This window comes from Allobosea sp. GW821-FHT10B12 (assembly GCF_059415545.1).
On sequence record NZ_JBWKNL010000005.1, the window covers coordinates 472,127 to 493,625 of the forward strand.

Annotated in this window: 18 protein-coding genes; 6 read left to right on the forward strand and 12 right to left on the reverse strand. The window is 66.3% G+C overall.

Annotated elements, in window-relative coordinates; all coding sequences use genetic code 11:
- Positions 1 to 10: 10 nt before the first annotated feature.
- Positions 11 to 886: a Bug family tripartite tricarboxylate transporter substrate binding protein gene (locus tag AC07O0_RS19905; protein WP_494625410.1), complete on the reverse strand. Its 876-nt coding sequence runs from the start codon at positions 884 to 886 to the stop codon at positions 11 to 13.
- Positions 887 to 1,247: 361 nt separating this feature from the next.
- Here AC07O0_RS19905 and AC07O0_RS19910 point away from each other — a divergent pair, with 361 nt between their 5' ends.
- From AC07O0_RS19910 to kdgD, 3 genes are all read left to right on the forward strand, one after another.
- Positions 1,248 to 2,240 (forward strand): Bug family tripartite tricarboxylate transporter substrate binding protein, encoded by a 993-nt coding sequence (locus AC07O0_RS19910; protein WP_494625411.1) that lies wholly within the window; start codon positions 1,248 to 1,250, stop codon positions 2,238 to 2,240.
- A 51-nt stretch (positions 2,241 to 2,291) separates the two neighbouring features.
- The gene (locus tag AC07O0_RS19915; RefSeq protein WP_494625412.1) at positions 2,292 to 3,218 is read left to right on the forward strand and encodes a LysR family transcriptional regulator; all 927 of its coding nucleotides are present in this window, start codon (positions 2,292 to 2,294) and stop codon (positions 3,216 to 3,218) included.
- A 63-nt stretch (positions 3,219 to 3,281) separates the two neighbouring features.
- A complete protein-coding gene (kdgD, locus tag AC07O0_RS19920; protein ID WP_494625413.1) occupies positions 3,282 to 4,232 on the forward strand; it encodes a 5-dehydro-4-deoxyglucarate dehydratase in 951 nt (316 codons plus the stop codon).
- 41 nt (positions 4,233 to 4,273) lie between these two features.
- On the opposite strand, the gene AC07O0_RS19925 is transcribed toward kdgD, so the two are convergent.
- From AC07O0_RS19925 to AC07O0_RS19975, 11 genes are all read right to left on the reverse strand, one after another.
- Positions 4,274 to 5,164 (reverse strand): NAD-dependent epimerase/dehydratase family protein, encoded by an 891-nt coding sequence (locus AC07O0_RS19925; protein WP_494625414.1) that lies wholly within the window; start codon positions 5,162 to 5,164, stop codon positions 4,274 to 4,276.
- A 45-nt stretch (positions 5,165 to 5,209) separates the two neighbouring features.
- Positions 5,210 to 5,983, reverse strand: a complete 774-nt coding sequence (locus AC07O0_RS19930; protein ID WP_494625415.1) for a FadR/GntR family transcriptional regulator — start codon at positions 5,981 to 5,983, stop codon at positions 5,210 to 5,212.
- 80 nt (positions 5,984 to 6,063) lie between these two features.
- Entirely contained in the window at positions 6,064 to 7,248 is a 1,185-nt protein-coding gene (gene mmsB, locus AC07O0_RS19935; RefSeq protein ID WP_494625463.1) for a multiple monosaccharide ABC transporter permease, read from the reverse strand.
- Between the two features lie 11 nt (positions 7,249 to 7,259).
- Complete coding sequence (gene mmsA, locus AC07O0_RS19940; RefSeq protein WP_494625416.1) at positions 7,260 to 8,792, reverse strand: multiple monosaccharide ABC transporter ATP-binding protein; 1,533 nt, start codon at positions 8,790 to 8,792, stop codon at positions 7,260 to 7,262.
- A gap of 98 nt (positions 8,793 to 8,890) precedes the next feature.
- Complete coding sequence (gene chvE, locus AC07O0_RS19945) at positions 8,891 to 9,952, reverse strand: multiple monosaccharide ABC transporter substrate-binding protein (protein WP_494625417.1); 1,062 nt, start codon at positions 9,950 to 9,952, stop codon at positions 8,891 to 8,893.
- A gap of 114 nt (positions 9,953 to 10,066) precedes the next feature.
- Positions 10,067 to 10,813 (reverse strand): siderophore-interacting protein, encoded by a 747-nt coding sequence (locus AC07O0_RS19950; protein WP_494625418.1) that lies wholly within the window; start codon positions 10,811 to 10,813, stop codon positions 10,067 to 10,069.
- Positions 10,810 to 11,919 carry an ABC transporter substrate-binding protein gene (locus tag AC07O0_RS19955; protein WP_494625419.1) on the reverse strand — a complete coding sequence of 370 codons (1,110 nt, stop codon included), beginning with the start codon at positions 11,917 to 11,919 and terminating at the stop codon, positions 10,810 to 10,812. The genes AC07O0_RS19950 and AC07O0_RS19955 overlap by 4 nt, the downstream gene beginning before the upstream one ends.
- 34 nt (positions 11,920 to 11,953) lie before the next feature.
- The gene (locus tag AC07O0_RS19960; RefSeq protein ID WP_494625420.1) at positions 11,954 to 14,434 is read right to left on the reverse strand and encodes a TonB-dependent siderophore receptor; all 2,481 of its coding nucleotides are present in this window, start codon (positions 14,432 to 14,434) and stop codon (positions 11,954 to 11,956) included.
- 107 nt (positions 14,435 to 14,541) lie between these two features.
- Positions 14,542 to 15,561, reverse strand: coding sequence for a FecR family protein (locus AC07O0_RS19965; protein WP_494625421.1), 1,020 nt, complete (start codon positions 15,559 to 15,561; stop codon positions 14,542 to 14,544).
- Positions 15,562 to 15,618: 57 nt separating this feature from the next.
- Positions 15,619 to 16,143 carry an RNA polymerase sigma factor gene (locus AC07O0_RS19970; protein WP_494625422.1) on the reverse strand — a complete coding sequence of 175 codons (525 nt, stop codon included), beginning with the start codon at positions 16,141 to 16,143 and terminating at the stop codon, positions 15,619 to 15,621.
- 126 nt (positions 16,144 to 16,269) lie between these two features.
- Positions 16,270 to 17,598, reverse strand: coding sequence for an NAD(P)/FAD-dependent oxidoreductase (locus tag AC07O0_RS19975; protein WP_494625423.1), 1,329 nt, complete (start codon positions 17,596 to 17,598; stop codon positions 16,270 to 16,272).
- A 326-nt stretch (positions 17,599 to 17,924) separates the two neighbouring features.
- Between AC07O0_RS19975 and AC07O0_RS19980 the strand changes: the two genes are divergently transcribed.
- The 3 genes from AC07O0_RS19980 to AC07O0_RS19990 all read left to right on the forward strand — a co-directional run bounded on the left by AC07O0_RS19980 (position 17,925) and on the right by AC07O0_RS19990 (position 21,499).
- Positions 17,925 to 18,776 carry a VOC family protein gene (locus AC07O0_RS19980; protein ID WP_494625424.1) on the forward strand — a complete coding sequence of 284 codons (852 nt, stop codon included), beginning with the start codon at positions 17,925 to 17,927 and terminating at the stop codon, positions 18,774 to 18,776.
- Between the two features lie 100 nt (positions 18,777 to 18,876).
- On the forward strand, positions 18,877 to 20,481 hold the full coding sequence (locus AC07O0_RS19985; protein ID WP_494625425.1) for an ABC transporter substrate-binding protein: 1,605 nt from the start codon (positions 18,877 to 18,879) through the stop codon (positions 20,479 to 20,481).
- A gap of 40 nt (positions 20,482 to 20,521) precedes the next feature.
- On the forward strand, positions 20,522 to 21,499 hold the full coding sequence (locus tag AC07O0_RS19990; protein ID WP_494625426.1) for an ABC transporter permease: 978 nt from the start codon (positions 20,522 to 20,524) through the stop codon (positions 21,497 to 21,499).

Sequence of the window (21,499 nt, forward strand, 5' to 3'; positions counted from 1 at the left end):
CGCGCCACCGTCAGTTCGTGCCCTTGATGCCGGCTTCGCGGATGATGCCGCCCCAGCGCTCGGTGGCGCTCTTCAGCCAGTCGGCGAATTCGGCCGGCGCACCCGGTTTCACCACGCCGCCCTGCTCGGCGATCTTGGCCTTGATCTCGGGATCCTGCAGGATCTTGCCGATCTCGGCATTGAGGCGCGCGACCACCGCCGGCGGTGTCTTGGCCGTGGTCAAGATGCCTTGCCATGTGCCGGCATCGCCGCCCGGCAGGCCGGCTTCCTTGAAGGTCGGGATGCCGGAGATGCGTTCCTCGCCGGTGACGGCAAGTCCAACGAGCTGCTTGTTGGCGACAAAGGGCAGCGTCGCGGTGGAGCCGTTGATGATGACGGTGCTTTCGCCGGAGACGACAGCGCGCGAGGCGGCGGCGCCGCCCTTATACGGCACGTTCTTCCAGGTGATGCCGAGTTCCTTGGCCATCGAAACCGCCGTGATGTGGTTGGCAGCGCCGACGCCAGAATTGGCCATGGCGAGCTTGCCCGGATTCGCCTTGGCATAGGCGACGAGTTCCTGCGCGGTCTTGGCCGGAACCGATTCATGCACGGCGAGGACGTAGGGGCCGAACATCACCATGCTGACCGGCGCGAGATCCTTAGCCGGGTCGTAGGTGAGATCGGAGAACAGGCTCGGCGCGGTCGCCAGCGAGCCGACATCCATGAGCAGGAGGGTATGGCCGTCGGCGGGAGCCTTGGCGACCGTGTCGGCGCCGAGATTGCCGGCGGCGCCCGGCTTGTTCTCGATCACGACCGGCTGGCCGATCGCGGCCGAGAGCTTGGGCCCGATCAGGCGGGCAAGGATGTCCGAGGTACCGCCCGGCGCGAAGGGTACGATGATACGCACGGGCCGCTCGAAGTTCTGGGCCGCGGCAGGCCCTGCTGCGAGGCCAAGGCCCGCGAGCGCGGCAAGTATGAGGCCCTTTGCGAGAGCCAACGACGGACGGAACGAAGATCTGGACATGGTCGCTCTTTCCTCCGGAGGCGGCCTGGCCGAGCCTGGCCGGTGCGCGCTGGCGGACAGTCTGGATGCTGCCCTGTGAGGCGGAGGATAGGTCAGGCACGATGCCGCAATGAATTAGTTTGGCAATGGAACGATACCGTTTTTGGATTGCGCGATAGCGCCGGAAGCCTTGCCCGCGCCGGCCATCCCCCTAATCTTCGATTGCAGACGGCAAAAGCCGCGCACCATCTCGGGGAGGACCAGCATGACCAGATCGATCACACGCCGCGGGGCGCTCGGACTCGCAGGGGGGGCGCTCGCGGCGCCTTTTCTTGCGCGGTCAGGCTTCGCGCAAAGCTATCCGGCGAAACCTGTCACGGTCATCATCCCGTTCGGTGCCGGTGGCACCACCGACGTGATCGGCCGGATTATCTGCGAGAAGCTGCAGCAGCGGCTGGGCAAGGCCTTCGTCATCGAGAACCGGGCGGGCGCGGGCGGCAATACCGGCGTCGCCGCACTCGCCCATGCAACGCCCGATGGCTACACGATCGGCATGACGACGGTCTCGACGCACGGGATCAACCCCAACCTCTACAAGGACAAGCTGCCCTTCAGGGCGATCGAGGATTTCGAGTTCCTCTCGCTGTCGTCCTCGCAGCCGAACTTTCTCTGCATCCACCCTTCCCTGCCGGCCAAGACGGTTCCGGAGCTGATCGCCTATCTCAAGGCCAATCCGGGCAAGGAGAATTTCGGCTCCTCGGGGATCGGCACCTCGATCCATCTCTGCGGTGAGCTCTTCATGCAGCTCGCCAGCGTGAAGATGCAGCACGTCACCTATCGCTCCTCGGCCGCGCTGGTGCAGGATGTCGTCGCCGGCAACGTCAAGCTCTCCTTCGACAATTTCACCTCGCCCTATCCGCACTACAAGGCCGGAACGCTGCGTGGCCTCGCCGTCACCACGGTCGACCGGGCCAGGATCGCGCCCGAGATCCCGCCGCTGGCAGAGACCCTGCCGGGCTTCGACATCAGCTCTTGGAACGGCTTCCTCGCGCCGAAAGGCACGCCGAAGGAGATCTGCGACAGCCTCACCAAGGAGATGCAGGCGATCCTCAAGGACCCGGGAGTCGTCTCGCGCTTCGAGGAACTCGGTGCGGCGCCGACGCCCTCGACCGGGGCGGAAGCCAAAGCAAAGTCGGTCGCCGAGCTCGCCAAATTCAAGGACATCATTGAAAAGGCCGGGATCACGATCCAGAACTGACGCCGGCCCGACGCTGCGGCTCCATCGCAGAGGCCGCGCGGGAGGAGGGACATGTTCGAGCTGAGCCAGCTGCGCTGCTTCGTCGCCGTCGCGGAAGAACTGCATTTCGGCCGCGCCGCGGCGCGGCTGAACATGACCCAGCCACCGCTCAGCCGGCAGATCCAGATCCTCGAGCGGGTGCTGGACGTCGTGCTGCTCGAGCGCAGCAACCGCACTGTGAAGCTGACGCCGGCCGGCCAGAGCTTCCTTTCCGAGGCGCGCCGGCTGCTCAAGCTCGCCGAGAGCGCCGCCCTCCTCGCCAAGCGCGTCGCCAACGGCAAGGCGGGCTCGATCAATATCGGCTTCACCGCGACCTCGGCCTATTCCTATGTGCCGAGGCTGGTCGCCGCCTGCCGGCGCGAATTGCCCGATGTCGAGGTCGCGCTGAAGGAGATGGTCAGCGGCGACCAGCTCAAGCGGCTCGACTCCGACGAGATCGACATCGGCCTGCTGCGCCCGCCGATCCCGCGCCGCGGCCTCAACGCCTTCCGGGTGATGACCGAGCCGCTGATCGCCGCCGTTCCCGCCGGCCACGCCCTGGCGCGGGCTGAGAGCGTGGCGCTGCCCGATCTCGCTGGCGAGCCCTTCATCATGTACGCGCCCTATGAGGCGCGCTATTTCCACGACCTGCTCGTCGAGCTGTTCTCGCGCGCCGGCCTCGTGCCGAACTATGTCCAGCACCTGGCGCAGATCCACTCCATGCTCGCCATGGTTCATTCCGGCGTCGGCGTCGCGCTCGTGCCGGAAACGGCAGTCAACCTGCGTTTCAGCGGCGTCGCGCTGCGACCGCTCGACCTGCCGCGCCATCGTCCGGCCGAGCTCTTCTTCGTCAGCCGCGACGACAACGACAATCCGCTGGTGCCGATCGTCACCGCGCTGGCGCGGGAGATCGCCGAGACCAGCGAAACTATTCAACGATTGGATCGATCGATCCAGTGATTGGTCTCAACACGCATCGATCTTGCTCTACTGCTTCGGCATAGCCAGCGAGGGATCGAGATGATGAGCAAGTTCACGCCGCAGGAGATGGCAAGGCAGATCGGCGACGGTTTGCTGTCCTTTCCGGTGACGCCGTTCACGGCCGCCAACACCTTCGACGAGGCGCGCTACCGTTCCAATCTCGACTGGCTCTGCGGCTACGAGGTCGCCGGCCTCTTCGCGGCGGGCGGCACGGGCGAGTTCTTCTCGCTCTCGCCGCAGGAGGTGCTCAAGGTCGTCGCGACCGCCGTCTCGGCGACGGCCGGGCGGGTGCCGGTGCTCGCCGGCGTCGGCCACGGCACACAGATCGCCTGTGAGCTCGCCAAAGAGGTCGAAAGCGCCGGCGCCGACGGCATCCTGCTGCTGCCGCCCTATCTCGTCTCCTCCGAGCAGGACGGGCTAGCCGCCCATATCGACGCCGTCTGCAAGGCGACGAAGCTGGGCGTGATCGTCTACAATCGCGACAACGCGATCCTGACCGAGGAAACGCTGGCGCGGCTCTGCGAGCGCAATCCCAATCTCGTCGGCTTCAAGGACGGCGTCGGCGACATCGAGCTGATGACCCGCATCCACCTGAAGATGGGCGACCGCCTGACCTATGTCGGCGGCCTGCCAACCGCCGAGACCTTCGCCCTGCCCTATCTCGAAATGGGTGTGAACACCTATTCCTCAGCCGTGTTCAACTTCGTTCCGCAGTTCTCGACCAAGTTCTACGCCGCCGTGCGCCGGCGTGACCGGGCGACCGTCCAGGCCGGCTTGCGCGACTTCATCCTGCCCCTGATTGCGATCCGCAATCGCAGGCGTGGCTACGCCGTCTCGATCATCAAGGCGGGCATGCGTGTGATCGGCCGCGACTCCGGCCCGGTGCGCGCGCCACTGACCGACCTGACCGAAGCCGAGACGGCCGAACTCGCGGCGCTCATCACGCGCCTCGATAAGGGCGACTTCGCCACGCGCGAACTGGCTGCGGCCTGACGAGGTAGCCCGGCGCACTTCGATCCTGATGACGTCTGAGCTCAATCAAGGTGGGCCCAGACGTCATCCTTGGGCCGGTAACCGATCAGCGTCTCGCTTTCCGCGAGGCTCCAGGGCATGCCCGTGTTGGCCGACATGCCGTTGACGACGATGCCGGGCGCTGGCCAGCCGGCCGCATCCGCCAGCAATGCTCTTTCCATGACGGCGGCATAGTCACGGTCGGACAGCCACATATTGCGGAACCAGCGCAGATCGCGTTCGGCCTCTTCGCCGGCGCCGGGCTCCTCGCCGGGCAGGCCGGAGGTGTTGAGGGTGTGCGGATCGTTCGCGCCCGGCTGGCACCAGCCGATGCGCACCGAGACGGTGGTGAACCTGCCGCCGGACAGGTTGGCCTTGGCGCAGCAGGCGCGTTCGCCCATCAGCTTGGAGGCGCCATAGGCGAAGCCCTGCACGATCTCGTGGCCGTTGAAGAAGCGCGTGCCCGGGCCGGGCGGTAGGTCGGTGCGCAAGCCGCCGGGGCCGATCGTGCCTGCCAGCGGCTCGTCCTTGTACTGGCCCATAGCGTGGTTGGAGGAGGCGAAGACGAAGCGCCGCACTCCAGCTTGAGCGGCTGCCTCGAGCAGATGCAGCGTCATGTCGAAGGAGACGCAGGAATCGCTCCATGGCGCGTCCGGCAAAGGATTGCTGGCGGCGAGGTGGACGACCGCATCGATGCCCTGCAGGGCCTTGCGCCAGCGCGCGTCTTGTGGATCTGCAAGATCGGCCTCGATCCAGACCAGCCGCGGGTCCGTCAGATCGGAAACGATCAGGCGATCGACCGCGACGACGCGCCGACACCAAGAGCTGGCGAGCAGGTGAGCCGCTAGCTTGCGGCCGAGATTGCCTCCGGCACCGGTGATCAGGACGGATTGGATAGCGCTCTGCGGTGTCATCGAATGTCCGGTCGAGAGGAAATGGAAAGCGTGAGAGCGGTGCGGTCAGCGGCCGAACAGCTTGAGCGAGATCGCAATGCCTGGCGCCATCTGCGTTTCCATGCTGGTCCAGCGCGTGCCTTCGATGATGACGATCGTCATGGCGGCGCTCGCGGCGTCGGCGTCGCGCGCGATGATCGCATCGAGAATCGTGCGGTGCTGGCGCAGCGCCAGCGCGAAGCGCTCGGGATCGTCGACCGGCGCGCTCAGCGCGAAGGCGGCGGCGAGCGCCGTCTCGATGACCGAGCCGATCGAATGCAGGAAGGGATTGCCGGAGGCGTCGAGGATGGCGCGATGGAAGGCGAGATCGGCGGTGGTGAAGCCATCGCGCGTCTGGTCGGGCGGCCCCATGCGGCGCCAGGCCGCCTCGATCCGGCAGATGTCCTCGTCGCTGCGGCGCAGCGCGGCCGAGGCGGCCGCCAGGGGCTCGAGCGCCTGCCTGATGTCGAACAGGTTCTCGAAAAAGGGCGCATCGGCGCCGCGCTGCAAGCGCCAGCTCAGGATATCGGCGTCGAACATGTTCCAGCGCTTCTCTTCGAGAATGCGCGTGCCAACCTTGGTCTTCGGCTCGACCAGCCCCTTGGCGGCGAGTGTCTTGAGCGCTTCGCGCAGGACCGAGCGTGAGACGGAGAAGCGCTCCATCAGGTCGGCATCACCCGGCAAGGTGCTGCCGATCGGATACTGGCCGGCGACGATGCGACGGCCGATGCCATGCACGACGAGGTCATGTGCGGAGCGGGAAGGCATCGACAGGACGAGGCCGGCTTGCGGCGAGTTCATGATGCGCTCACCCCGCCCCGTTCGGCGCGACGCGGCTAGCCGGCAGCATCGCAGCGAGGCGGACCCTTCGCATGGCGGAGCTATTTCTTCTTGTTGTAGACATCGATCGAAACCGCAGCGAGCAGGACCAGGCCCTTGATGACCTGCTGATAGTCGATGCCGATGCCGAGAATCGACATGCCATTGTTCATCACGCCCATGACCATGGCGCCGATCACCGCGCCGGTGACCTTGCCGACACCACCGGAGGCCGAGGCGCCGCCGATGAAGCAGGCGGCGATGACGTCGAGCTCGAAACCGAGGCCCGCCTTCGGCGTCGCGGTATTGAGGCGCGCGGCGAAGATCAGTCCGGCGAGGCCGGCGAGGACGCCCATGTTGACGAAGGTCAGGAAGGTCAGGCGCTCGGTCTTGATGCCGGAGAGCCGCGCCGCCTTCTCGTTGCCGCCGAGCGCGTAGATGCGCCGGCCGATCACGGTGCGGTTGGTGACGAAGGCGTAGAGGGCGATCAGCAGGAACATGATCACCAGCACGTTCGGCAGGCCGCGATAGGTGGCGAGCTGATAGCAGAAGGCGAGGATGAGCAGGGCGAGCAGCGCGTTCTTGGCGGCGAACAGTGTGAAGGGCGAGGTCTCGACGCCGTGACGGAGCTGGTTAGCCCGGCCTCTCAGGCTGAAATAGACCATCGCGACGATACAGGCCACGCCGAGGAAGAGCGCGGTCAGGTTGAAGCCGTCCATCCCGAACAGGTCCGGGATGAAGCCGGAGGAAAGCTTCTGGAAGGTCGGCGGGAACGGGCCGACCGACATGCCGCCGAGCAGGGCGAGCGTCAGCCCCTTGAAGACCAGCATGCCGGCAAGCGTGACGATGAAGGACGGCACGTTGAAATAGGCCACCCAATAGCCTTGCGCCGCACCGATCAGCCCGCCGACGATCAGGCAGATGATGATGGTCGGGACGAAGTGGACGCCGTAGCGCACCATCAGGACCGCGGCGAGGCCGCCGACGAAGCCGACCACCGAACCGACCGAGAGGTCGATATGGCCGGCGACGATGACCAGCAGCATACCGAGCGCCATGATGACGATATAGCTGTTCTGCAGGATCAGATTGGTCAGGTTGAGCGGTTTCAGCAGTGTGCCGTCGGTCATGACCTGAAAGAACAGCATGATCGCCAGGAGCGAGAGCAGCATGCCGTAGTCGCGGAAATGCGACTTGATGAAGCTCAGCGAGGATGCGCCCTTCGAGCCGCGCACATCGTCGGTCAGGCTTGTATCCATCAGCGTCTCCCCGATCTCATGATGGCCTGCATGATCTTTTCCTGGGATGCTTCGGCACCCTCGAGCTCGGCGACGAGCGCACCCTCGTTCATGACGTAGATGCGGTCGCACATGCCGAGCAGCTCGGGCATTTCCGAGGAGATCATCAGCACCGCCTTGCCGGCCTCAGCCAGCTGGTTGATGATCGTGTAGATCTCGTATTTGGCGCCGACATCGATACCGCGCGTCGGTTCGTCCAGGATGAGCACCTGCGGGTCGGCGAAGAGCCATTTGCTCAGCACGACTTTCTGCTGGTTGCCGCCCGAGAGGTTGACGGTCTGCTGGTAGACGCTCGGGCTGCGGATCCTGAGCTTGGCGCGGTAGTCGTTGGCGACGGCAAGCTCGCGCATGTCGTCGATCACGCCGCGGCTGGCGACACCTGCCAGGTTGGCGAGAGTGACGTTCTTGCAGATGTCCTCTTCGAGGACGAGGCCGAGGGACTTTCGGTCCTCCGTCGCATAGGCGAGGCCGCTGGCGATGGCGCGTTCGACCGTGCCGACATCGATCTCCTTGCCGGCGAGCTTCGCGGTGCCGCTGACCTTCTGACCGTAGGAGCGACCGAACAGGCTCATCGCAAATTCAGTGCGCCCCGCTCCCATCAGACCGGCGATGCCGACGATCTCGCCGCGCCGGATGCTGAGATTGACACCCTTCACCACCTGCCGCTCGGCATGGATCGGGTGATGGGCGGTCCAGTTCCGGACCTCGAACAGGACCCCGCCGGGACGGCTGTCGCGCTTCGGGTAGCGGTCAGCCATCTCGCGCCCGACCATGCCCTTGATGATGCGGTCCTCGCTGATCGCCTGCGCGCGGCAATCAAGGGTCTCGACCGTCGCTCCGTCGCGCAGCACGGTGATGGCGTCGGCGACCTTGGCGATCTCGTTGAGCTTGTGCGAGATCAGGATCGAGGCGATCCCCTGCTTCTTGAATTCGAGCAGCAGCTCGAGCAGGGCGTCGCTGTCGCGCTCGTTCAGGCTAGCGGTCGGCTCGTCGAGGATGAGCAGCCGGACCCGCTTCGACAGCGCCTTGGCGATCTCGACCAGCTGCTGCTTGCCGACGCCGAGCGTGGTGACGAGTGTCTCCGGCGCCTCCTTCAGCCCGACCTTGGCGAGCAGGTCCTTGGCGCGGGCCGAAACCGCCGACCAGTCGATCACGCCACGGCTCGCCTGCTCGTTGCCGAGGAAGATGTTCTCGGCGATCGAGAGCAACGGCACCAGGGCAAGCTCCTGGTGGATGATGATGATGCCGAGGCTCTCGCTGTCGGCGATGCCACGGAACTGGCGCTCCTGCCCGTCGAAATGGATCGCGCCGGAATAGGAGCCGTGCGGATAGACGCCGCTCAGCACCTTCATCAAGGTCGACTTGCCGGCGCCGTTCTCGCCGACGAGGGCGTGGATCTCGCCCGCTTCGACGGTGAGGTTGACATTGTCGAGCGCGTTGACGCCCGGGAACGTCTTGGTGATCCCACGCATCTCGAGGATTGTTTGCATCACTTCATCCCGCAGCGGAGAGCGCGCGGGCTATGGTGAGCCCGCGCCCGGAGGGGCGTTACGGCCTGGCGCGAGTAGCGCCCGGCCGTGCGGCGGCGCGCTTACTTCACCTGATTCTCGGTGTAGTAGCCGCTGGCGATCAGGGTCTCCTTCCAGTTGGAAGCATCGACGCTGACGGGCTTCAGCAGATAGGACGGCACGGTCTTGACGCCGTTCTCATAGGTCTTGGTGTCATTGACCTCGACCTCCTTGCCCGAGAGCGAGGCGTCGACCATGTTCGCCGCGATCTTGGCGAGTTCGCGCGTGTCCTTGAACACGGTCGAGGTCTGCTCCTTGTTCAGGATCGACTTGACCGACTGGACCTCGGCGTCCTGCCCGGTGATCACCGGCATGGCCTGCTTGCCGCTGCCGTAGCCGACGCCCTTGAGCGAGGAGATGATGCCGATGCTCAGGCCGTCATAAGGCGAGAGCACGGCGTCGACGCGCTTGTCGGCATAGTAGGCGCTGAGCAGGTTGTCCATGCGGGCCTGGGCGACCGCGCCGTCCCAGCGCAGGGTCGAGACCTTGTCCATGCCGAGCTGGCCACTGCGCACCACGAGCTTGCCGCTCTTGATGTAGGGCTCCAGCACCGACATCGCGCCGTTGTAGAAGAAATAGGCGTTGTTGTCGTCGGGCGAGCCACCGAAGAGCTCGATGTTGAAGGGTCCCTTGCCTTCCTTGAGGCCGAGCGCCTTCTCGATATAGCCCGCCTGGAGAACGCCGACCTGGAAGTTGTCGAAGGTCGCGTAGTAGTCGACATTCTTGGAATTGCGGATCAGCCGGTCATAGGCGATGACCTTGATGCCCTTGCTCGCAGCCTGCTGCAGCGCGTCTGACAGAGTGGTGCCATCGATCGCGGCGATGACCAGCACCTTGACACCCTTGGTGATCATGTTCTCGATCTGGGCGAGCTGGTTCGGGATGTCGTCGTCCGCATATTGCAGGTCGACGCCGTAGCCCTTCTCCTTCAGCGACTTCACCATGTTGTCGCCGTCGGCGATCCAGCGCGCCGAGGATTTGGTCGGCATCGAGACGCCGATCGTGCCCTTCTGCTGAGCCTGCGCCAACGGCGCAAAGGCGAAAGCGCCAAGCGCAAGGGCCATCATCCATTGGACTGCCTTCATGCGTCTCTCCCATGATTGAACAGTGGCCTGCTCTCCGGCAGGCCTGCCTATTAGTCATATAATATACCAACAGGCACTCGCAGTTGGGCAGAGCCGATGTGGCTTGTCAATCAACTAGTCATCGACGTGGTCGTGACCCCCGACACGGCCCGGCCGCCAATAGCCTTCGGAGGCGATCGCCGCCTTTGGCATTCCCGCTTGCACGAGATGATGCCGCCAGGAGCGGACATTGCTCGTTTCACCCATCAGGTAGGCTTGCCCCCTGCCGGCGGGAAGCGGCAGCGCGCGCAGGGCTTCCAGCACCAGCGCGTTCGGTCCGGCAGGGACGCTACCGCGCGCGCGCCAGCGGCTGGTCAAAGCCGCAGCGGTTTCGATGGCGATCTCGTCCTGCGCGAAGGCGCTCTCGATCAGCGCATGGACTGTCGTGCCGGCGGGGATCGTTTCCAGCATATGCCGCAGTGCTGGCATCCCGGTCTCATCGACGCAGAACAGGTGCCAGTCCGCATCCGGTGCGACAACCGTGCGGCCACGCGGACCATGAGCGAGCAAGGCGTCCCCGGGTCGCGCAGCTTTGGCCCAGCTCGGTGCCGGCGTCGCCCCGTGCAGCACGAAATCGATGGCGAGCCGCTTCGCGCTCCGATCGAGCCAGCGGATGGTGTAGTCGCGCCGGCCGGTGCCGCCCTCCGGCAGCGGCATGCGCAGCACCAGCGCCTGGCCCGGTTGATAGTCGAGCTGGTCCAGCGTCTCGGCGGTGAAGACGACGCGGCGAAGGTGGGGCTCGACGTCGAGGGCCTCGACGACGGAAAGGTGCCATTCTTCGAGGGCCAGGCGGGACGCAGGAGCGGCAGGCATATCGGTCATGGCAGTGAGGTCCAGTAGACGCCGTCGAGGGGGAAGGGCTGGAAGCGCTCGTGCAGCCGGCGGAGCAACCCTTCGGGATCGAGATCGGCGAAGAGCGCGGGATGCAGCCATTTGGCGAAGGCCTGCACCGCCGCAACGTTGAATGGCGAATTGTAGAAGTGGTGCCAGACCGCGTGCGCCCTGCCAAGGCGTACCGCCTCGAGCTGCGCAATGCCGGGGCGCGCCATCGAACGCTTGAGGCTTGCCTGCGCGATGTCCGCGGCCACCCCGGCGCCGAGCGCGAGCCACGGCTTGCTCCCGGCCGAAGCGGCATTGCCGATCGCAGTGCCGACATAGACCTGCGGCGGATGGGCGAGCAGCCATTCCAGGCTGACGGTTCCGGCCTCGCCAGGCACCATCGCCTCGGCGACGTTGAGGCCGCCCGCCGCCGTGACGAAACGGCCGATCATGCCGCGCGTCATCGTCTCGCAGCAGCTCGCATCGAGCCCGACGCGGCTTTCGACGAAGACACCGACGGGTGCCGGCTTCGCCTGCTTTAGCCGGTCCTCGACCTGCGCCAGCGCGGCACGCCAGACCGCGAGGAATTCGGCAGCCTCCTTCTCACGGCCGAGCACCTGGCCGAGCAGCTCCAGCGATTTCGGGGTGTTGACCAGCGGGTCGCTGCGGAAATCGATGAAGATGATCGCCGTGCCGGTCTTCTCCAGCGCGGCGATCACCTCGCCCGAGCGCGTGTCCGGTCCGTGGCCGCCGAGGCCGAAGATCGCGACCTGCGGTTTCAGCGCGATCGTCTTCTCCAGGCTGAAGCTCTCCTTGGCGGCGCGGCCGATCCGGGCGATCTCGGCGATCTTAGGGAAGCGCGCGCGATAGCGGGCATAGCTTGCCGGATCGACGGCCTCGTAGTCGCCCATCATGCCGACCACGCGGCCGACTGGATCGTCCGGGTCGAGGATGGCAAGGGCCGGGACATAGCGGCCCTCGCCGATGATGATGCGCTCGACCTTGTCGGGAACCGTCACCGTCCTGCCGGCAAGATCGGCCACCTGCTTCGCATCCGCCAAGGCGGGGGGAAGCAGGAGAGCCAGGCTGAGCAGGACGGCGCGCAGCATCGCGTTTGGTCTCCGAATCGGCTTGGGCGAACGGCTAGAAGTCGACCTGGGCGGAGAGCACGTATGTCCGGGGCGCCCCCACCGCCAGGAAGCCGCGCGCGGCGGATGCCCAGTAGGTCCTGTCGAAGGCGTTCTCGACGCTCGCTCTCAGCACCACCGGCTTCCCCGCCGGGCCGGTGAAGGCGTAGCGCAGGCCGAAGTCAAAGCGTGTCCAATCAGGGACAGATTGCGTATTCGCCTGATTGTAGAACATCTTGCTCGTGTAGATCATCCGGCCGGTGAGCGTGAGCCCGCGCACCCAGGGAAGGTCGTATTCGCCATAGAGGTTGATCGCCGTGGTCGGGATGCCCGGAGCGGTCTTGCCGTCGAACTGGCTGCCGGCCGTGCTGGCGAGCTCGGCGTCCATGAAGGTGACGCCGCCAAGCAATCTCACGCCTTCGAAAGGCTCGCCGAACACGGTGAACTCGGCGCCGCGGTTGACCTGGAGGCCGCTGACCGAGAAGCGGTTCGTCGCCGGATCGGTGAAGGCGTTCGGCTGCCTGATCTCGAAGAGCGAGGCCGTGACGGCCACGCTGCCGAAATCATATTTGACGCCGACCTCGGTCTGCTTGTTGACGACGGGCGCAAAGACCTCGTTGGCGTTGACGGCCGTGGCCGGGGCGCTCGGTCCTTCGGTCAGGCCTTCGATGTAGTTGGCGTAGATCGAGAGCCTGTCGGTCGGGCGCACGAGCGCCGCGATCGCAGGGCTGAACCGCCCTTCCTTGTAGCTCGATGCAAGCGTGCCGAAGGTGGGCACCGGGCGCGTGACATAGCTCTTCAGCACGATGTCCTGGTAGCGCCCACCGACCGTCACCTGGATCCGGTCGCCGGCCACCGAGAGCGTATCGGCCACCGCCACGCTGCGCAGCATCAGGCTGGTGAAGAGCGGCTGCCGGCTGGAACGCGGGAATCCGAACGTGCTGACGGACTCACGCGGCAGATGGACCGGCGCGTAGATGTTGGTCTGGAAGGTCGGCAGCGCGGGCGGGAAGAACCCGCGCGAATAGTTCTCGTTGATCGACTGCGAGGCGGAGATGTTGACCTGATGGTCGATGAAGCCGGTCTGGAATTTCGAGCGCAGGCCGACCTCGCCCGAATAGCCCTGCAGTTCCAGCGGCATGATGGCGAGGCTGTTCGTGGCGCGGCCGTCCATGCTGGTGATCTGATAGGACGAGGACAGGAAATCCTCGCGATAGCGGCTGGCGCCGGCGGCGGCGTAGATCGTCGTATCGGGGAGAAGGTCGAACTCCACCCGGCCGGCTGCCATGTTGTAGCGGCTGTCGTTGTACTCGAGCGAGCTCGCCGTATTCCTGCGCCCGTTCGGAGCCCGCGGGATAGCGATGTTCGGCGCCGCCGCGTTGAACAGGGATGTCGGCGCCGTGACGTTCTGGGTGGAATGGGCCAGGTCCAGCGAGGCGCGGAAGCGCTCGCCGCGATAGTCGAGACCGAGCGAGAGATTGCCGACCTCGATGGCGTTCTTGTCGAGTGGCGTGTCGCCTTGCCGGTATGAGCCGTTGAAGCGCACGCCCCATTCCTTGGACGCGCCGAAGCGACGGCCAAGATCGACATGCGTCCATAGTTGTGCGTCGCTGAGATAGGTCGTGGTGACGCGCGTCAGCGGCTCGTCGAAGGCGCGCTTGGGGATGAGGTTGATCGTCCCGCCGATGCGGGCGACCCCGCCATTGAGCAAGGCGGTCGGGCCCTTCAGGATCTCGACGCGCTCGATGCCCTCGACGACGCTGCGGCGCGGGTTGGCGATATAGGCGAGGCCGTCGAAGGCCGTATCGAGATTGACGACCGAGAAGCCGCGGATGAAGAACGAATCCCGCTCGCTGAACGGCGGGGCGTCATTGCGCACGGACGGGTCGTTCTGCACGACGTCGGCGAGCGACCTCGCCTGCTGGTCCTGGATCAGCTTCGCCGTATAGCCGGTCACGTTGAACGGCGTCGTCAGGACGGAGCGGTTTCCGAGGAGACCCATTCGGGTCCCGGTTCCAACCTGACCACCTGCGTAAGGCGCAGGTGGTTGCCCGATGGTTCCGGTCGGCGGCGGCAGCCCGCGCGCGCCTTCGACGACCACCTCGTCGAGCGGGATCGCGCCGGCGGGGGCCGCACCAGCCGTGGCTCTGGCCTCGACCGTGACCGAACGCGCGCCGGTGAAGCGATAAGTCAGGCCGGTGCCGGCGAGAAGGCGCTGCAGTGCGGCTTCCGGCGATTGGGTGCCCGAGACAGCGCCGGAGCGCTTGCCGGCGGCGAGCGAGGACGGCACGAAGATCTCGATTCGGGTCTGGCGCGAGAAGGCGATCAGGGCGGAGGAAAGAGCTTGGGCAGGGATATCGATTGCGGCGCTCGTCGCCGCGGGCGCCTGTGCCAGCACCGGTTGCGTGGTGAAACAGCCGAGCGCCGTTCCCGCCAGCAGCGCGGCAATCAGCGCCGGCCGGACCGCCTGCTGCCCGACCTTGTTCCTGCTCTTCATCGTCCGATGCCCCTGTCCGCGATCATGCGAAGCGCCGTTCTGGCGCTCCCCCGTTGGGGAAGACGTTCGAGGGAAGAGAACTAATTAGGCGCCGGCGCGATTTTTCTTCACCAGGCAACGAGAGCGACGAGGTAGTCGCTCATGCGCAACAGCCGCAGGTCGAGATTGTGGGCGATGGTGTCGAGCGCCGCATCCGGGCGCTTGGCATCGAAGACGGCGGTGATGCGTCGCTTGCCGAGCTCGCCGCCCAGCAACTGGATATGGCCGCGGCGATAGCGGCCGAGCTCGCTCAGCACCGCGTCGAGCGGCGCGTCGTGAAAGACAAGCTGGTCCTGCCGCCATGCCTGGGCCGTGTCGAGGTCGGCCGGACGCACGGCCGAGACACCGTTGCGGTCATAACTGACCTCCTCGCCTGCCGCGACGCCGACGGCCTGGCTCCCGGCGGCACTGACCGCGACCTTGCTCTCGGTCACGACGACCGAGACGGTCTCGCTCTGGCCGAGCTTCACATCGAAGGCGGTGCCGAGCACGGCGATCTCGCCCTGGCCGGCGCTGACCACGAACGGCCTGGCTGTGTCCCGGGCCACCGTGAAGAAGGCCTCGCCCGCGACCAGTTTGACGCTCCGCCGGGCTCCGGTGAGGTCGACATCGATCGCACTCGCCGGGCCGAGTTCGACTCGTGAGCCATCCGCCAACGCGACGATGCGGCGCTCGCCGATGCCAGTGCGGTGGTCGGAGAGCAAGCCGGCTGGGGAGAGGCGCCAAGTGACGGTCACGGCCAGCAGAAGCATCGCCGCGGCAGCCAGCGGCCGCCATGACGTGCGGGGCCTGTGCCGAGCCGCGTTGTGCGTGAGGATGTTTGGAGCAGCGGCGGCCGTCGGCTTCGGTGCGGCGGCCTGATCAAACGCGCCCCAGACGGTTTCGAGCTCGCGCCAGGCCCGCGCGTGCAATGGGCTGGCCTCCAGCCAGACGGCGAAGGCGGCCCGGTCCGCTTCGGACGCCTCCTCGTCGCGCAGCCTGACGAACCAGGCGACGGCTTCGTCGTCGACGGTGCCAGTGGGGCCCGTGTCCATCAGCGCGTCGGTCCGAGCCGCAATGCCGGTTTTCGCAGACGCATGGCGCGCCAATGCTCCATCTCTCGGCCTGCCGGCCGCCCTGTTGTTTAGACGATCCCGAGCGGAAAACTAATTAGTGCCCGCGCGATTTTTCTCGCGCATGTGCTTCCGCAGCAGGGTCATGGCATTGGCGAGATGAACCATGACGGTGTTGCGGGAGATGCCGAGGCGCTGCGCGATCTCGGCATAGCTGAGCTCCTCGAACTTGTGCAGCAGCAGCACCTCGCGACAGCGCGGCGGCAGAGCGGCGAGCGCCTGATCGAGATCCAGGGCCTTGTCGCGCTCGACGAGCCGGGCCTCGGCCGACGGGGCGGGATCGGCGATCAGCAGCGCATCCGGCGGCTCGGCCTCGAACAGGCGGTTCGCGCGGTGTTCACGCCGCCAATGGTCGATCGCGATGCTGTCAGCCGCGCGGCTGAGATAGGCGCTCGCATCGCGGACATCAGTGCGTGGCGTCCTCAGCAGCCGCAGGAACAGCTCCTGTACCGCGTCAGCCGCCTGCTGAGCGCTGAGCCCACGCCCGACCAGCCGCCGCCGAAGCCGGTCCTGCTCGGTTGCGTAGAGAGCGGCGACGCTGAGCGCCTCGTCGGACATCGATCCTCACTGCACAGCACCGGTCGGCGCTGCGCTGCTATCAGGCATCAAGCACAGTAAAGTCAATGAAAACAATAGTTTAGATGCACTCTAATGTGCACGCGGCAGCACTGCGGCGGGAGGGTCCTAGATCTCCTGCGCGTCCAGCCTTCGGTAGAGCGGCAGGGCCAGCGGCGCGATGCGCCGGATCAGGCCCTGGAAGGGCTGCGGCTTCGGCGCCGAGATCGGCAGGCCCAGCGTCTCCAGCGCCGTCCCCTGCGTCGCCTTGGCCAGCTCGCGGCCGAGCGAGATCGACAATGCGACGGCGCGGCCATTGCAGCCGACCCAGCCAAAACCGTTCGGCCCGAGCTGGTGGATGCGCGGATAGCCCGGCACCTGCGGCTGCAGCAGGTTGTCGGGTGTCATCCCGACATAGCCGGACCAGACATAATCGAACTCGACCTCGCCGAGCTGCGGCCAGAGCCGCTTCAGCCGTGCCGCGACGGTCGGGCGCAGATTAGCGCCACCGGCTCCCGGCAGAATTGCAGCGCCGCCGGTGACCAGGCGATTGCGGGCATCCCAGCGGGCGAAATAGAGCTCGCGATGCGTATCCGACATCGCCTGCCGGCCGGGGATGACGGTCTTGGCGATGTTGTCGCTGACTGGCCTGGTCGCCATCTGCCAGGACAGGACGGGGATGACCTCATTGGCGATCTCCGGCGCGAGGCCGGGCTCGAACTCGCCGGTATAGGCATTGGTCGCCAACACGAGCGCGCGCGCGGTCACCGAGCCCTTTGCCGTCGTCACCAGCCAGCGGCCGTTCTGGTGCACCATGCTCACCGCCGGCGAGCGGGCATGGATGGTGGCGCCGAGCCTGAGGGCGACCTCGGCGAGGCCCCGGGTCAAGGCGAGCGGGTTGATGTGTCCGCCGGTGCGGTTCCAGAAGCCGCCGAACCAGGCGTCCGAGCCGAGCATCTCAGCGGCCGCGGCCCGGTCGAGCAGTTCGACCGGCGCGCCGATCGCCGACCATTCCCGAACGCGCTTCTCGGCCAGCTTGAACCGCCCCGGCGAATGCACCGGCTGGACCCAGCCCGCCTGCTCGGCCTCGGCCGGGATGTCGTATTTGCGCACGAGATCGAAGAGATATTGCGCGGCGTCGCGCAGCACGGCGTTGAAGCGCTCGCCGGCCTCGCCATGCCGGGCGACCATCGCGGAAGGATCGTGGCCGGCCAAGGTCGGGATGACCTGGCCGTTGTTGCGCCCCGAGGCGCCCCAACCGGGCTCGGCCGCCTCGAGAATGGTGACGCCGACCCCGCTCTCGCGCAGATGGATCGCGGTCGACAGCCCGGTGAAGCCGGCGCCGATCACCACGACATCGCTCTCGACCGCGCCTTCGAGTGTCCGGAGCACGGGGCCCGGCTGGGCCGTCGCGGCCCAGAGCGAAGGCGGCCAAACGACGGAGGAAGAGGCGGTCATCAGCGGCGGCTTTCGGCTGGGATGGGATGAGCGCAATCCCATAGGATGGGCGCGCCCATATCCTTGCCGCCAGGACCGCCGGCCCGCAAGTAGGCCCTTCCCGGCGGTTCATCCGTCGGAGAACAATTTTCTATATTTCTCGCCATAAACGATCGATTTCTACCAAATTTTGGTTCCGCTTCTCGTGTTCTTGAAAAGACTATTCTCCCAACGCTATGTCTGCCGCGCAGCGGGGGGTGCAGAAAACGCCATCCCGGGGCGGTTGCGCCCTAACTTCCGTTCGGATGAACTCTCCTTCCGTTGGGTTCTGATCATAAGGGGGCGTCATGCCGCTCAAGCACATTCTCGGCCTCGACCACGTCGTGGTGACGGTTCGCGATCTCGACGCTTCCGCCCGGCAATGGCAGAGCCTCGGTTTCACCGTCTCGCCGCGCGGCACGCATTCGCCCATCCTCGGCAGTGGCAACTACACGATCATGTTCGGCGACGATTATGTCGAGCTGCTCGGCATTTTGGCCGAGACCGAGCACAACAAGCCGACCCGCGACTTCCTCAGGGAGCGCGAGGGCATCGAGCGCGCCGCCTTCACCACCGATGACGCCGCCGCCGGCGCGGCCGAGCTCAAGAGCCGCGGTCTCGAGCCGCTCGGTCCGGTCCATTTCGGTCGCCCGGTCGACCTGCCCAATGGCGGCAAGGGCGAGGCCAAGTTCAACGTCTTCCGCTGGCCGCTCGACGAGAACCCCGGCAGCCTGCGCATCTTCGCCTGCCAGCACCTGACCCGCGAGACGGTCTGGATCCCGGAGCTGCAAAGCCATGCCAATGGCGCGAGCCGGATCATCCGCGTCGAGATCCTCGCCGCCGATCCCAAGGCCGCGGCCGAGCATCTGAGCCGGCTGATCGACGAGCCGGTGAAGCAGCAGGATGATGGCTGGCTGGTGCCCTCCGGTGGCAAGCGCGCCGACTTCCTGTTCTACGACGCGGCCGGCCTCGCCCGGCGCTACCCGGATGCGGTGCGGGCCGGTGCGGCGCCTGCCGGAGCGGTCGCGATCGTGCTGGCGAGTACCGATCTCGATGGCGCCGCTAAGGCGATCGGCCCTGTCGGCGTCCGGCATGGCGCGGCGCTCAGCGTGCCGGCCGCTTCGGCCAATGGCCTGATCGTGAGCTTCCTGCCGCAGTAGTGCGGTTTTCCGCTTTTTCGAGAACGGCCCCGTCGCATTGACGGGGCCTTGTGACGACCGCATCGTGCCGAGCCTGCACGCCGGCCCCAGGAGATCATCCATGGATATGACCCGCCGCGCCGCGCTGATGACCAGCGCCGCCATCGCTTCCAGCGTGCTGTTCCCGATGCGCTCCTTTGGCCAGGAAACGCCGCGCAAGGGCGGCGTCTTCACCGTCCACTACGGCGCCGAGCAGCGCCAGCTCAATCCGAGCCTGCAGGCCTCGACCGGCGTCTACATCATCGGCGGCAAGATCCAGGAGCAGCTGGTCGACCTCGACGCCAAGGGCCAGCCGGTCGGCGTGCTCGCCGAGAGCTGGGAAGCCTCGCCCGACGGCAAGACCATCACCTTCAAGCTCCGCCCCGGCGTGACCTGGCATGACGGCAAGCCCTTCACCTCCGCCGACGTGCAATACACGGCGATGGAGATGTGGAAGAAGATCCTGAACTACGGCTCGACGCTGCAGCTCTTCCTCACCGCGGTCGATACGCCCGACCCGCTGACCGCTGTGTTCCGCTATGAGCGCCCGATGCCGCTCAACCTCTTGCTGCGCGCCCTTCCGGATCTCGGCTATATCTCGCCGCGCCATCTCTATGAGGGCAAGGGCGACATCCGCCAGAACCCGGTCAATCTGGCGCCGGTCGGCACAGGCCCGTTCAAGTTCGTCCAGTACGAGCGCGGCCAGCACGTCATTGCCGAGCGCAACCCGAACTACTGGCGCGCCAATGCGCCCTATCTCGACCGGATCGTCTGGCGCGTGGTGACTGACCGCGCCGCGGCGGCCGCCCAGATGGAGGCAGGGCAGATCCATTACAGCCCGTTCTCCGGCCTGACGATCTCGGACTCGGCCCGCCTCGGCAAGGACAAGCGCTTCATCGTCTCGACCAAGGGCAATGAGGGCAACGCCCGCACCAATACGATCGAGTTCAATTTCCGCCGCAAGGAGCTCGCCGACATCCGCGTCCGGCGCGCCATCGCGCATGCGCTCGACATTCCGTTCTTCATCGAGAACTTCCTCGGCGACTTCGCCAAGCGCGGCACCGGGCCGGTCCCCTCGGTCTCGACCGATTTCTATCCGGCCGACAACGGCCCGCAGTATCCGTTCGACAAGAAGCTCGCCGTCAAGCTGCTCGACGAGGCCGGCTTCAAGCCAGGCACTGGGGGAACGCGTTTTTCGCTGCGTCTGCTCCCGGCGCCCTGGGGCGAGGACATCTCGCTGTTCGCGACCTTCATCCAGCAATCGCTCGCCGATGTCGGCATCAAGGTCGAGATCGTCCGTACCGATGGCGGCGGCTATCTGAAGCAGGTCTATGACGACCATGCCTTCGATCTCGCCACCGGCTGGCACCAGTATCGCAACGACCCGGCCGTCTCGACCACGGTGTGGTACCGGTCGGGCCAGCCCAAGGGCGCGCCCTGGACCAATCAGTGGGACTGGACCGACCCGACCATCGACAAGATCATCGACGATGCGGCGACCGAGGTCGATGCGGCCAAGCGCAAGGCGCTCTATGGCGACTTCGTCCGGCGCGCCAATACTGAGCTGCCGATCTGGACGCCGATCGAGCAGATCTTCCTGACCGCGATCAGCGCCAAGGCCCGCAACCACTCCAACACGCCGCGCTGGGGCTCGTCCTCCTGGCACGATCTGTGGCTGGCGGAGTGACCGCTTCACTCACCCGAGCAGCCGAAACCGGCCAGTACCCATGCGTGTCCTAAGTCTCGCGGGGCGGCGTCTTGCCGCCTCGATCCCGACCCTGTTCCTGATCCTGATCGGCGTCTTCCTGCTGCTGCAGCTCGCGCCCGGCGACACGGTCGATGCGCTGATGGCGCAGATGGGCGGGGGCGATGCCGCCACCGCCAAGCATCTACGCGAATTCTACGGGCTCGACCTCTCGGTCTGGGCCCAGCTCGGCAATTATCTCTGGCGGCTGGTCCGGCTCGATCTCGGCTTCTCCGCCATCTACGGCAAGCCGGTGGCGACGGTGATTGCGGAGCGGCTGCCGGCGACCATCCTCTTGATGACCGCCTCGCTCTCCTTCGCCTTCTTTTTCGGCCTGATCCTCGGTGTCTTCGCGGCGCGCGGCGTCAACAAATGGCCGGATACGCTGATCTCCACTTTCGGCCTGATGTTCTATGCGATGCCGACCTTCTGGTTCGGGCTGATGGCGATCGTCGTCTTCTCGATCTACCTGCAATGGCTACCGGCCGGCGGCTTCGAGGACATCACCGTCAGCTACACCGGCTTGCGGCGGACGCTCGACATTGCCCTGCACCTCGTCCTGCCGACGCTGACGCTCGGCCTGTTCTACATGGCGATCTATCTGCGCATCATGCGCGGCTCGATGCTCGAGGTGCTGAACCTCGACTTCGTCCGCACCGCGCGTTCGAAGGGCATGGACGAGACGCGCGTCGTGGTCCGCCATGTGCTCCGCAATGCGCTCCTGCCGATGGTCACGCTGATCGGCCTGCAGGCCGGCACCATGCTCGGCGGCTCGGTCGTGGTCGAAAGTGTGTTCTCGCTGCCGGGGCTCGGGCGTCTCGCCTATGAATCGGTGATCCAGCGCGACCTCAACACGCTGCTCGGCATCGTCTTCGTCTCTGCGCTGCTGGTGATCGCGGTCAACTTCATCGTCGACCTGCTCTATGCCCGGCTCGACCCGCGCATCACGACGGGGAGCTGA

Bases quoted from the DNA above. Each gene is read 5' to 3' on its own strand.
- AC07O0_RS19910 (WP_494625411.1), top strand. From the start codon at position 1,248: ATGACCAGATCGATCACACGCCGCGGGGCGCTCGGACTCGCAGGGGGG.
- AC07O0_RS19915 (WP_494625412.1), top strand. From the start codon at position 2,292: ATGTTCGAGCTGAGCCAGCTGCGCTGCTTCGTCGCCGTCGCGGAAGAA.
- kdgD (WP_494625413.1), top strand. From the start codon at position 3,282: ATGAGCAAGTTCACGCCGCAGGAGATGGCAAGGCAGATCGGCGACGGT.
- AC07O0_RS19925 (WP_494625414.1), bottom strand. From the start codon at position 5,164: ATGACACCGCAGAGCGCTATCCAATCCGTCCTGATCACCGGTGCCGGA.
- AC07O0_RS19930 (WP_494625415.1), bottom strand. From the start codon at position 5,983: ATGAACTCGCCGCAAGCCGGCCTCGTCCTGTCGATGCCTTCCCGCTCC.
- chvE (WP_494625417.1), bottom strand. From the start codon at position 9,952: ATGAAGGCAGTCCAATGGATGATGGCCCTTGCGCTTGGCGCTTTCGCC.
- AC07O0_RS19950 (WP_494625418.1), bottom strand. From the start codon at position 10,813: ATGACCGATATGCCTGCCGCTCCTGCGTCCCGCCTGGCCCTCGAAGAA.
- AC07O0_RS19955 (WP_494625419.1), bottom strand. From the start codon at position 11,919: ATGCTGCGCGCCGTCCTGCTCAGCCTGGCTCTCCTGCTTCCCCCCGCC.
- AC07O0_RS19960 (WP_494625420.1), bottom strand. From the start codon at position 14,434: ATGAAGAGCAGGAACAAGGTCGGGCAGCAGGCGGTCCGGCCGGCGCTG.
- AC07O0_RS19970 (WP_494625422.1), bottom strand. From the start codon at position 16,143: ATGTCCGACGAGGCGCTCAGCGTCGCCGCTCTCTACGCAACCGAGCAG.
- AC07O0_RS19975 (WP_494625423.1), bottom strand. From the start codon at position 17,598: ATGACCGCCTCTTCCTCCGTCGTTTGGCCGCCTTCGCTCTGGGCCGCG.
- AC07O0_RS19980 (WP_494625424.1), top strand. From the start codon at position 17,925: ATGCCGCTCAAGCACATTCTCGGCCTCGACCACGTCGTGGTGACGGTT.
- AC07O0_RS19985 (WP_494625425.1), top strand. From the start codon at position 18,877: ATGGATATGACCCGCCGCGCCGCGCTGATGACCAGCGCCGCCATCGCT.
- AC07O0_RS19990 (WP_494625426.1), top strand. From the start codon at position 20,522: ATGCGTGTCCTAAGTCTCGCGGGGCGGCGTCTTGCCGCCTCGATCCCG.